At 64.2% G+C, this 10,914-nt stretch carries 9 protein-coding genes; 5 read left to right on the top strand and 4 right to left on the bottom strand.

The window, feature by feature from the left end; all coding sequences use genetic code 11:
• Positions 1-195, bottom strand: a 195-nt coding sequence (locus VIM95_RS03830) for a hypothetical protein (protein ID WP_331983191.1), incomplete at its 3' end; no start/stop codon positions are given.
• A 167-nt stretch (positions 196-362) separates the two neighbouring features.
• Here VIM95_RS03830 and VIM95_RS03835 point away from each other — a divergent pair.
• A complete protein-coding gene (locus tag VIM95_RS03835; RefSeq protein ID WP_331983193.1) occupies positions 363-860 on the top strand; it encodes a hypothetical protein in 498 nt (165 codons plus the stop codon).
• A 502-nt stretch (positions 861-1,362) separates the two neighbouring features.
• Here VIM95_RS03835 and VIM95_RS03840 read toward each other — a convergent pair.
• The 3 genes from VIM95_RS03840 to VIM95_RS03850 all read right to left on the bottom strand — a co-directional run bounded on the left by VIM95_RS03840 (position 1,363) and on the right by VIM95_RS03850 (position 5,976).
• The gene (locus VIM95_RS03840; RefSeq protein WP_331983195.1) at positions 1,363-2,028 is read right to left on the bottom strand and encodes a DMP19 family protein; all 666 of its coding nucleotides are present in this window, start codon (positions 2,026-2,028) and stop codon (positions 1,363-1,365) included.
• Positions 1,991-3,715, bottom strand: coding sequence for a response regulator (locus VIM95_RS03845; RefSeq protein ID WP_331983197.1), 1,725 nt, complete (start codon positions 3,713-3,715; stop codon positions 1,991-1,993). Before VIM95_RS03845 ends, VIM95_RS03840 begins: the two co-directional genes overlap by 38 nt.
• A 77-nt stretch (positions 3,716-3,792) precedes the next feature.
• Positions 3,793-5,976, bottom strand: a complete 2,184-nt coding sequence (locus tag VIM95_RS03850; protein ID WP_331983199.1) for a UvrD-helicase domain-containing protein — start codon at positions 5,974-5,976, stop codon at positions 3,793-3,795.
• 135 nt (positions 5,977-6,111) lie between these two features.
• Here VIM95_RS03850 and VIM95_RS03855 point away from each other — a divergent pair, with 135 nt between their 5' ends.
• The 4 genes from VIM95_RS03855 to gcvT all read left to right on the top strand — a co-directional run.
• Positions 6,112-7,200, top strand: coding sequence for an alkane 1-monooxygenase (locus tag VIM95_RS03855; protein ID WP_331983201.1), 1,089 nt, complete (start codon positions 6,112-6,114; stop codon positions 7,198-7,200).
• A gap of 83 nt (positions 7,201-7,283) precedes the next feature.
• A complete protein-coding gene (locus VIM95_RS03860; protein WP_331983203.1) occupies positions 7,284-9,284 on the top strand; it encodes a ribonuclease catalytic domain-containing protein in 2,001 nt (666 codons plus the stop codon).
• 20 nt (positions 9,285-9,304) lie between these two features.
• On the top strand, positions 9,305-9,850 hold the full coding sequence (locus tag VIM95_RS03865; RefSeq protein ID WP_331983205.1) for a hypothetical protein: 546 nt from the start codon (positions 9,305-9,307) through the stop codon (positions 9,848-9,850).
• Positions 9,851-9,907: 57 nt separating this feature from the next.
• Positions 9,908-10,914 (top strand): glycine cleavage system aminomethyltransferase GcvT (gene gcvT / locus VIM95_RS03870; protein WP_331983207.1); only part of this gene is annotated, 1,007 nt, incomplete at its 3' end.

The following is a 10,914-nucleotide window of genomic DNA, read 5'->3' on the forward strand; positions in this document are numbered from 1 at the left end:
GACCAGGGTGCGGTAGTCCTTGGCACCGTCGTACTCGGGCTTGACGATCACGCCTACGCCGGCACGGGCCTTCCAGCCATCCTTGCTGTCTTTGCCGTCCTTGGCGGGTTCGTCGGCGTATGAGGTGAGTGCGGCCAGCACAAGCAGGCTGGGTACGGCCAGTTGGGAGAAGGCTGGGCGGGGGGAAGCTGACATGGGACAACCTTGGGCAAACGGCCCGGAGTGGATGATGGACCGGATGCTAGGTGCCGATGTCTTAAGGTCGGCTGAGTTGAGGTAGGCTCAGCGCTTCGCTGTAACGCCCATACAGCACCTTTTGGACGCGACTGATGACACGTCGCCGCTAAGCAACGAGGAGACCTATGCTCTTTCCTGCCAACTTCAGTGCACCACTGCGAGCCGAGCTGGATGGTTACACCCTGCAAATGCTGGCGGCAGAGCATGCCGAGGCCGACTATCGCGCGGTGATGAGCTCCGCTGACCGCATACGCGGTGTGTTCGGCGCTGCCAATCTATGGCCAGCCGCCGATCTGAGCTACGAGGAAAACCTCTCTGACCTGGTCCGGCACCAGCAGGAATCGCTTTCCAACAAGTCCTTTGCCTACGCGATCTTGCGGCAGGCCGAATACGCCGGCTGCCTCTATATCAAGCCCTTCAAGAGCCGGCTTGAGCAGGACAGCCGCCGAGGGCGCTATCGCGAGCTGTGCTATCTCTGGGTCACCGAGCCCTTTGTGGCAGAGGAAGCAGCGCTCTACGCGCTTTGCCGCAACTGGGTTGGCGCGGCATTCCCACTGGTGGGTGCGGTCTGGCCGGGGCGTGAAATCGATTGGGCGCTATGGGACGCCATGGCGACGGCCTGAGCGATGGCTAGACCAAGCAGAGGTAGGGGGCAACCCTCGAAGGGCATTGCGCCGTATATGCGATCGCTCTATCTCTGCTCGATGGTTAGTGCTGTTCCTGTAGGGCGGGTCTTTAGACCCGCGCCGGCCGCCTTCGCCAGAAGGCGTTGTTATTTAGCGGCTTTGCCGCAGGATGCCGCACTGCGTGCGGATTAGGGCGGGAGTGCGTCCCGCTGGCCGCCTTACTTTCTTTGCTTCGCCAAAGAAAAGTAAGCAAAGAAAGGCGACCCCGGGTTCCCCGCCCTGCTGCGCAGGGTCCCTTCCGCTTCTCGCCAGTCTCGGCCGGTGCGCGAAACTCGCCGGCTGCGCCGGCTCAAACAACGCGCCCCGGACGGCCCCGATCCTGGCTGCGATGCTCAGCGGCTCACACGGGGACCCCAACCTCCTCCGTAGCCGATGGCATCAAACCCTCTGTAGGGCGGAACCCCCGCAGGGCATTGCGCCATAGGTTCGGTAGTTAAATCTATTTAGATAGCGCCGCGAGCTGCTTGCGTAAATAGCTCGACCTCAATTTGCTGACATTTTCGGTCAGCTTATAAAACTCATGATCAAGCGGTCCAAGCGATGTCTCTTTGTACGATGCTGAGAAGGCATCCAACGTACCTTCCTGCCGGTATTTCCGCATCTTAGGCAAATCTGAAATGGCAACCTTGACTGCGCGGCTTACAAGCGCTGCGTGATCCATTGCGCCTATCTCCTTAAATGCGTCAGGAGCAAGGTCTGCAAATTCGCCAGAGGAATTCCAGAAGTACTGATTGAACCCACCATTGTTCACTTCAGCTTCCAGTTGCCAGGTGATATAGGCGATCTGCAGGAATCTGGGTTGTGCCGTGATGATTTGATAGGCGTGCTGATAATCTTTACCAATCTTCTTGGCGGCACATTCGAAAGTGGCTAGCTCAAGATCTTCATCTTTTAGATTAGCTACTTTTGATTTTGTCAGGTCAGGGCAGATTGTTTGCCCCATTACCTCAGTAGAGAGCACTGCGCCTAGAAGCCAAAAACAGGCGATTAATTTCTTGATCATAAATAAATTTGATTTATTGGTACGTAAATATTGCGGTGGAGCCACTTGAGGATGCCAATCCCGGCTAACTTCTAAATCGCCTTCTTGCCGTTTGGTACGCATCCTTGAGCTTCAAATACTTCACGCTCGCCGGCTCCAGCGCTTTCACCCGTTCCAGGTAGGCCTGCGCCAGTTCCATGTATTCCTGGTGCCAGCCCAGGCGTGAGACATAGGCCAGCATGGCGTTCACGGCGTTGAGCATCACCTGCACGTTGGCCGGCATCTCCTCCACGGCCTTGATGAACTTCTGCACGGCGCCTTCCAGGTCGCCGGACTGGGCCATGCGCACCGCCTCGTTGTTGATGCCGACGATGGCCTTGGCGGTGCTTTCTATCATTTCCTGGCCGAGCTCGGGCTTGCCTACCGCCTCGTACATGGCCGAGACGCGTTCGAGCATGGCGGTGTCTTCGTGGTGGTTGCGCACCAGCTTTTGCACGATCTCGCCGGCCGCGGCGTCCTCGCCCAGGTGGTAGCAGGCCTCGGCCAATTCGAGCGCGAACTGGTCGGGGACTTCGTCGCCCAGGTTGGCGAACTGCTGCTTGGCCTTGTTGAGTATCTGCTGGGCACGGCTGTCGTTGCCCTGCTTGATCGCGACCTGGGTCTCCATCACGGTCGCCAGCATCTCGGCCTTGGCGTCGTAGCGGAATTCGCGCCGTACATCGGCGGCGGCCTTGGCGGCTTCGTTCACATTGCCGGCGCCCAGGTGGGCCTTGGCCAGGCTGGAATAATCGCCGGCATCGCGCCAGAACGAATACTTGGCGATATTGATGGTCTGCTGGAATGACTTGGCGGCGGTCTCGAAGTCGCCGTTGCGCATGGCCACCTCCCCCAGCTTCTTCTGCCGCGAGACATTGGCGGCCGACAGCGTCAGCGCCTTCTCCAGCGTGGCCTGTGCTTCCGGGTGTTCATGCTCGGCCTGGTGGATCTTGGCCAGCCAGTCGTAGGCCTCCATCACCCGGTCGTTCTCGGCCAGGATGCCCTCGAACAGTGCGCGCGACGCCGCATATTCCTTGAGGTGGAACAGCGCCTTGGCGAGGCCCACCTTGGCCCAGGGTATCTCGCGCGCGTTCAGCACCATCTGGTAGGTGTCGCGCGCCTGGCCATAGTCGCCTATGGTCAGCGCGATCTTGCCCTTCATCTTCAGAAAGTCGACCAGGAAGGGGTCCTTGCGGGCGATGCGCTCGTTGCATTCGTTGAGGGCCTTGAAATAGTCCTCGTTGAGCATGGCGGCGTCGAGCGATTCGAACTCCACCTTCTTGTTGTAGATGCGGTCCAGCCGCTGCTTGAGCTCCTCGCCGGTAAAGGGCTTGAGCAGGTAGTCGTCGGGCGCGAGCTCGGCGGCCGAGATCACCATGCGCGAGCGTCGCTCGCCGGTCACGATCATGAAGATGGCCGAAGGCTTGATCAGGTTGCGCATCTTCAGTTCTTCGAGCAGATGCAGGCCGTCGTAGCCATGTCCCAGGTCGAAGTCACAGAGGATTACGTCGTAGTCGCCGCGCTTGACCATGCCGATCGCCTCGGTGGCACGGTGCGAGTACTCGATCTTGGTCACGCCAAAGCTCGACAGCGTGGCATTCATGGCCGAGCGCATCTCCTGCACGGCATCGATCACCAGAAAGCGCTTGGTTTCGTAGTCGACCTCGATCCGGCCCTGGCCGTAGCCGGGGGTAGGCACGCCCGGGCTGTCGTCGCCACCGGCCCGCGCAGCACGCGCGGCGAACAGGGCGGATTGTCCCGCTAGATCGGCCATCTCGTCTTACCTCCCGCAGGCTGCCCGGCGCTTGTGTTTATCGTGGCCAGGGCAAGAATATATTGAGCTTAGACTGCTCAACTCACCAGTGTAAGCTTGGCATACTCCAGCGCAAGCCACTTCACACCGGCGGCGCCGAAGTTGACCTGCACATTGGCGTTCTTGCCCATGCCATCGTAGTCCACCACGACGCCCATGCCGAACTTGGGATGCTCCACGCTGGCCCCTACCCGCATGCCGTGCTCGGGCGTGCTACGTTCTATCTGACGGGCGGGCATGGCAGCCGGGGCATAGCCGCGGTTCAGCCACTTCAGGAGGTCCTCGGGGATCTCGCTCAAAAAGCGCGAGGCGATGGCAAAGCGGGTCTGGCCGTGCAGCATGCGGCTTTGCGCCAGCGAGATATAGAGCCGCTTGCGTGCGCGGGTAATGGCCACATAGGCCAGCCGCCGCTCTTCCTCGATAGCCTCGGGGTCGTTGATGCTGTTGTCGTGCGGGAACAGGCCCTCTTCCAGCCCGGTCAGGAAGACCGCATGGAACTCCAGGCCCTTGGCGGCGTGCACCGACATCAGCTGCAGCGCGTCCTGGCCGGGCGCCGCCTCGTGCTCACCGGCTTCGAGGCTGGCCTGGGTCAGGAAGTCGGTCACGCTGTCCTCGTTCTCCTGCACAAAGCGGGCGGCGGCCGAGACCAGCTGTTCCAGGTTTTCCAGCCTGTCCTGGCCTTCCTTGTCATTGCGGTAGAACTCGATCAGGCCGGATTGCTCAATGGCCAGCTGCACCAGCTCGGGCAGGCTCAGGCCCTCCATCTGGGCGCGCATGCCCTCGATCAGGGTCACGAACTTGCCCACCGCCGCAGCGCTGCGGCCGGCGCCACCTGAGCAGGCGGCCTGCCAGATGCTCACGCCACCGCCGCGGGCCGATTCGCCCAAGATCTCCAGCGTGCGGTTACCGATACCGCGGGCCGGGAAGTTGATCACCCGCAAGAGCGCGTTGTCGTCCTCGGGGTTGGCGATCAAACGCAGATAGGCCAGCGCGTGCTTGATCTCCTGCCGCTCGAAGAAGCGCAGGCCGCCATACACCCGGTAGGGCAGGCCGGCCTGGAACAAGGCGTGTTCCAGCACCCGCGACTGGGCGTTGGAACGGTACAGCACCGCCATTTCCGAGAGCGACTCGCCGTCGCGGTGCAGCTGCTTCACCTCGTCGACCACGAACTGCGCTTCTTCAAAATCGCTGGCGGCTTCAAATACCCGGATCGGGTCACCGGCACCGGCCTCGGTCCACAGGTTCTTGCCCAGCCGGCCACGGTTATGCGCGATCAGGGCATTGGCGGCGTCCAGGATATTGCCTTGCGAGCGGTAGTTCTGTTCCAGCCGGATCACGGTGTCGACCGCGAAGTCGCGCTGGAAGTCGGCCATATTGCCCACATTCGCGCCGCGGAAGGCGTAGATGGACTGATCGTCGTCACCCACCGCAAACACGGCGGCCGGCGTGGTCTGTGCCGCCAGTGGGCCGGGCGCGCTGACGCGGCTCAGGAGGCTGCCCAGCTCGTCGCCCTTGCCGGCCAGGAGCTTCAGCCACTTGTACTGCAGGCGGTTGGTGTCCTGGAACTCGTCCACCAGGATGTAACGGAAGCGGGCGTTGTAGTGGCCGCGCAGCGGCGCATTGTCGCGCAGCAGCTCATAGCTGCGCAGCAGCAGTTCGGCAAAGTCCACCACGCCCTCGCGGCGGCATTGCCGCTCGTATTCCTCGTACAGCTGCTTGAGCTGGCGGGTGTAGTCGTCCCAGGCCTCCACCTCGGCGGGGCGGCGGCCTTCTTCCTTCTGCGCATTGATGTAGTGCATCAGGTCGCGCGGCGGATATTTCTCGTCGTCGATGTTGAGCGCCTTCAAGAGCCGCTTGATCGCCGCCAACTGGTCGGCGGTATCGAGGATCTGGAAGGTCTGCGGCAGGCCGGCGTCCTTCCAGTGCAGCCGCAATAGGCGGTTACACAGGCCGTGGAAGGTACCCACCCACAGCGAGCGCGCGTTGATCGGCAGCTGGGCCGAGATCCGCGTCAGCATTTCCTTGGCCGCCTTGTTGGTGAAGGTCACCGCCAGGATGCCGTGCTGGCTGGCCTGGCCAGTGGTCAAGAGCCAGGCGATGCGGGTGGTCAGCACGCGCGTCTTGCCCGATCCGGCACCGGCCAGGATCAGCGCGGGCACGGCCGGCAGGGTGACGGCGGCGAGTTGTTCGGGGTTGAGGCCGGTAAGCAGCGAGGACGACATGGTGGGGCCGAAAGACAGGGATACGCGATTCTAGCAAGCCGTCCGGCGGGGCCGGAAAATCATTGCCCGTCAAACGCTTGCTCATGACCCGGGGGGCGCCTAGATTGGCTCATTGGTCCCCTGGTCGATGCGCCCATGTCCAAGCTGAGCCAAACCCTCACCCAGCTGCTCTGGCGTGGTCTGCGCCATGGCGGCTTCCTGGTGGCCCTGCTGCTGCCCATCCAGGCCATAGGTGGCTACCTGGCTGGCGGTTGGCGGGCCTGGCAGCTGTTGTTGGTGTCCTTTGTGCTGGCACCTGCCATCGATTGGCTCCTGGGCGCCGACCCCAGCCCGCCGGGGCGCGAGGCCGAGCTGCCCCGCCACTACTGGTTCGATGCCATGCTCTATCTTTATGTGCTGGGCTATTGGGCTGCCCTGCTGCTGGGCCTGTGGTGGTCCGCCCAAACGGCCTGGACGCCGGTCGAGCGCTTGGGCTGCATGTTGTCCATGGGCGTGGTCGGTGGGGTGGGCATCGTGGTGGCGCACGAGCTGGGCCACCGCCGCAACCGTTTCGAGCGCATGCTGGCCGCCTGTCTGCTGCAGCCGGTCTGCTATGGCCACTTCACCCTGGAGCATAACCGCGGCCACCACGCCTGGGTCGCCACCCCCTTGGACCCGGCCACTGCCCGCTACGACGAATCCTTCTATCGCTTCTACCTGCGCTGCGTGCCCGGCACCTGGCGCGCGGCCTGGCGGCTGGAGTTCGAGCGCATGGCCCGCCTCGGGGTGTCGCCCTGGCACTGGCGCAATGCCATGTGGCGGCACTGCGGTCTGCCCCTGCTGCTGGCGGGCGGCATACTCGCCCTGTTCGGGCCTTGGGCGCTGCTGTTCTGGGCGGTGCAGGCCTGGCTGGCCTTCACCTTGCTGGAGGCGGTCAACTATCTCGAGCACTACGGCCTCATGCGTCAGCAGCGGCCGGATGGCAGCTGGGAACCGGTGGCCGACCGCCACGCCTGGAACGCCAACCACCTCTTTTCCAATCTCTTCGTCTACCAGCTGCAGCGGCATGCCGACCACCATGCCCACCCCTCCCGTCCCTACCAGGCCTTGCGCCCGGCGCCTCATGCGCCGCAGCTGCCCTCGGGCTACGCCGGCATGATCCCGTTGGCCTTTATTCCGCCGCTCTGGTTCCGCATCATGAACCCGCGCGCCCGTGCTTGGCGGCAAGCCCTTGAGTTGGCGTGACAATCGGCGCGGCCAGTCGCTGTCCGCTCCGGTATAATCCGCCGCCTTTTCCTCCCCAACGTCCGCCGCCAGGGCGGCCCCGCATGAACGTATTCTTTGAAGAGAGCGGTGACTTCAAGGTCGCCGCCGTCATGAGCGAAACCGACGCCAACCTGCAGGTCGAGGATGCGCGCGGCAAACGCAGCAAGATCAAGGCCGCCGACGTGCGGCTGCGCTTCGACAAGATCGCCTTGGCCGACTTCCTGCCGCAGGCGAATGCGCTGGCCGAGGACCTGGACCTGGACTTCCTGTGGGAAGTGGCCGGTACCGAGGAGTTCGGCTTCATGGATCTGGCGCGTGAGTATTTCAGCGCCAATCCGAGTGCGCTCGAATCGGCCGCCATGTGTGTACGCCTGCACGGCGCACCCATGTACTTCTATCGCAAGGGCAAGGGCCGCTACAAGGCGGCGCCCGAGGACAACCTCAAGGCCGCCAAGGCCGGTCAGGAAAAGAAGGCCCGCGAGGCGGCCCTGATGGCCGAGTGGCAGGCCCAGCTGCTGGGTGGTCAGTTGCCGGATGCGCTGCGCTCGCATATCAAGGCCCTCCTGCACCGGCCGGACAAGAACACCATCGAGTGGAAGGCGGTCGCCGCTGCGGCCGACGCCGCCCACAAGTCGCCGCTGCGCCTCCTGGAAGCCTGTGGCGCCATCCCCAGCGTCGAAGATTGGCTGCTGGACGGCTTTCTCAGCGAATACTTCCCCAAGGGCGTCGGCTTCCCGACCATTGAGCTGCCCGCTGCCCCGACCGACCTGCCGGACGCCGGCGTGCGCGCCTTCTCGATTGACGACGCGGCCACCACCGAGATCGACGACGCGCTGTCGGTCACCCCGCTGGCTGATGGCAACACCCGCGTCGGCATCCATATTGCCGCCCCGACGCTGGGCGTTGAAGCGGGTTCCAGCATGGAGCAGGTGGTGCTGGCCCGCCTCTCCACCGTCTACTTCCCGGGCGACAAGATCACCATGCTGCCGGATGCCGTGGTGGAGAGCTTCACCCTGGCCGAGGGCCGCGACTGCCCGGCGGTGAGCCTCTACGTTACCGTCACGCCGGATTTGCAGATCGTCGCCGCCGAGAGCCGTCTCGATCGCGTGCATATCGCCGCCAACCTGCGCCACCACGACCTCGACCCGGTCTTCAACGAAGAGACCGTGGCCCTGCCCGACGGCGGCCCGGACTACCCCTGGAAGACCGAGCTCCTGTTCCTGTGGCGTTTTGCCATCTCGCGGGAGATCGCCCGCGGCAAGCACGACCCCAACCGCGTCGAGCGGCCGGACTACAGCTTTGCCATCGAGCGTGACGAGGCTGGTGAAAAGCGCGTGCGCATCTACCCGCGCAAGCGCGGCAGCCCCATGGACAAGCTGGTGGCCGAACTGATGATCCTGTGCAACAGCACCTGGGGCAAACAGCTGGCCGATGCGCGCATCCCCGCCATCTACCGCGCCCAGGCCATGGGCCGGGTACGCATGACCACCCAGCCTTCGCCGCATATCGGCCTCGGTGTCGCCCAGTACGCCTGGGCCAGCTCGCCGCTGCGCCGTGCGGCCGACTTCATCAACCAGCAGCAGCTGCTGGCCATGCTGGCCGATACCCCGCCGCGCTATCCGCAGCGCGACCCCATGCTGTTTGCCGCCCTGCGCGACTTCGACCAGACCTATAACGCCTATGCCGACTTCCAGGGCCGGATGGAGCGCTACTGGTGCCTCAAATGGCTGGAGCAGCAAGGCGTGCGCGAAATCGGCGCCACCGTGATCAAGGAAAACCTGGTCCGCTTCGACGGCCTGCCGCTGATGCTGCGCATTGCCGGCCTGCCCGAACTGGCCCGCGGTACCCCGGTCAAACTGCAACTGATCAGTACCGACTACCTCGACCTGGCACTCGAGTGCCGCCTCTTGGAGGCCGGTGAACCGGTCGCCGTGCTGGAGGAGGAAGAAGAGCTGGCGGAAGCAGCTGAAGAGAACATCGAGGCGGAAGCTGCCGAGGTGGTCGAGGCCACCGGTACCGAGGCAGCCGAAGCTGCCCCGGTCGAACCGCCGGCCCAGGCCTGAGTGCAGCAAGGCTGAGTGGCATGGCTATGCGTCCCAACAACCGTATCGATCACTTCCTGCCGGTGCGCTTTGCCAACGGCACCCTGGTGAAGCAGTTCTCCAAGCCCTGCATCAAGTGCCGGCACATGCTGCATGCCCGCCATATGCACGGCATCGCCCGGGTGGTGGAAGCGCACCTGGCGCTGGCCGCCACCGCCCACTGCCCGGCCTGCCATGCCCGCTTCGGTATTGCCTGCGTGATCGACGACCAGAAGCGCGTGCGCCGTGTGGTGCTGCCCAACTTCCTGTTCAAGCTCTACCTGCGCAGCCTGCCGGAGAACCCGGCCGAGCGCGCAGCCCACGAACAGGCCCTGGCCCAGCTGGCGCGCGAAGCCCCGCCACCCCCGCCGCCGCAGGTGGACTATCCGCGCGCCGAGGTCAGCCTGGGGCAGTACCAGGGCAAGCCCATCCCGGCCCATATCGTGGTCGACGGCCGCGAAGTACCCTTTGATCGTATCGAGCCCGATGGCCGCATTGCCCAGGGCGAGTACCTGCTGGACGGCTGTTTCGTTTATAAACCGGTCTGAGTTATCGAGGTCAGGCCCAACCGGCCGACCTGACTGCATTCTCACAAGGAAGACAACATGGCAAATCGCACCCCCCTCTTTGATGCCCACCTGGCCGCCAACGGCAAGATCGTCGACTTCGCCGGCTGGGAAATGCCGATCAACTACGGTTCGCAGATCAAGGAGCATGAAGCAGTCCGCACCGACGCCGGCATGTTCGACGTCTCGCACATGACCGCCGTGGACGTGCGGGGCGAGCGCGCCACCGAGTTCTTCCAGAAGCTGATCGCCAACGACGTCGCCAAGCTTGGCTTCGAGGGCAAGGCGCTGTACTCCGGCATGCTGAACGCCCAGGGCGGCGTGATCGACGACCTGATCGTCTACCGCACCAGTTGGGGCTACCGCGTGGTGATCAATGCCGGCACGACCGACAAGGACCTTGCCTGGATGGCGCCGATCGCCAAGGAATTCGGCGTCGAGCTGACCCCGCGCCGCGACCTCGCCATGATCGCCGTGCAGGGCCCCAACGCCATTGCCAAGGCCAAGGCTGCCCGTCCTGCCGCTGCCGCGCTGATCGACAGCCTGCAGGTCTTCGTCGGCCTGCCGCAGGGCGAGTGGTTCTTCGCCCGTACCGGCTACACCGGCGAGGACGGCCTGGAGATCTCCATGCCGGCGGCAGAGGCCATCCCCTTCTGGAATGATCTGATCGCCGCCGGCGTGGCCCCGGCCGGCCTGGGTGCGCGTGACACCCTGCGCCTCGAAGCCGGCATGAACCTGTACGGCAACGAGATGGACGACAGCGTCTCGCCGCTGGCTGCCGGCATGGGTTGGACCATTGCCTGGGAGCCGGCCGGCCGTGACTTCGTCGGCCGCAGCGTGGTCGAGAAGGAAAAAGCCGACCGCGCAGCCGGCGCCGCCCTGCTCAAGCAGGTGGGCCTGGTGTACGAGGGCAAGGGCGTGCTGCGCGGCCATATGAAGGTCGTCACCGCCGCCGGCGAGGGCGAGATCACCTCCGGCACCTTCTCCCCCAGCCTGCAGGTCTCCATCGCCATGGCCCGCGTGCCGCTGGCCGTGAAGGTGGGCGA

This window comes from Chitinimonas sp. (assembly GCF_036568685.1).
Taxonomy (GTDB): domain Bacteria; phylum Pseudomonadota; class Gammaproteobacteria; order Burkholderiales; family Chitinimonadaceae; genus Chitinimonas.

What these genes read in the sequence shown, in the direction of transcription:
- VIM95_RS03855 (WP_331983201.1), top strand. Translation starts at nt 6,112, where the DNA reads ATGTCCAAGCTGAGCCAAACCCTCACCCAGCTGCTCTGGCGTGGTCTG.
- VIM95_RS03840 (WP_331983195.1), bottom strand. Translation starts at nt 2,028, where the DNA reads ATGCGTACCAAACGGCAAGAAGGCGATTTAGAAGTTAGCCGGGATTGG.
- VIM95_RS03850 (WP_331983199.1), bottom strand. Translation starts at nt 5,976, where the DNA reads ATGTCGTCCTCGCTGCTTACCGGCCTCAACCCCGAACAACTCGCCGCC.
- VIM95_RS03835 (WP_331983193.1), top strand. Translation starts at nt 363, where the DNA reads ATGCTCTTTCCTGCCAACTTCAGTGCACCACTGCGAGCCGAGCTGGAT.
- VIM95_RS03865 (WP_331983205.1), top strand. Translation starts at nt 9,305, where the DNA reads ATGGCTATGCGTCCCAACAACCGTATCGATCACTTCCTGCCGGTGCGC.
- VIM95_RS03860 (WP_331983203.1), top strand. Translation starts at nt 7,284, where the DNA reads ATGAACGTATTCTTTGAAGAGAGCGGTGACTTCAAGGTCGCCGCCGTC.
- VIM95_RS03845 (WP_331983197.1), bottom strand. Translation starts at nt 3,715, where the DNA reads ATGGCCGATCTAGCGGGACAATCCGCCCTGTTCGCCGCGCGTGCTGCG.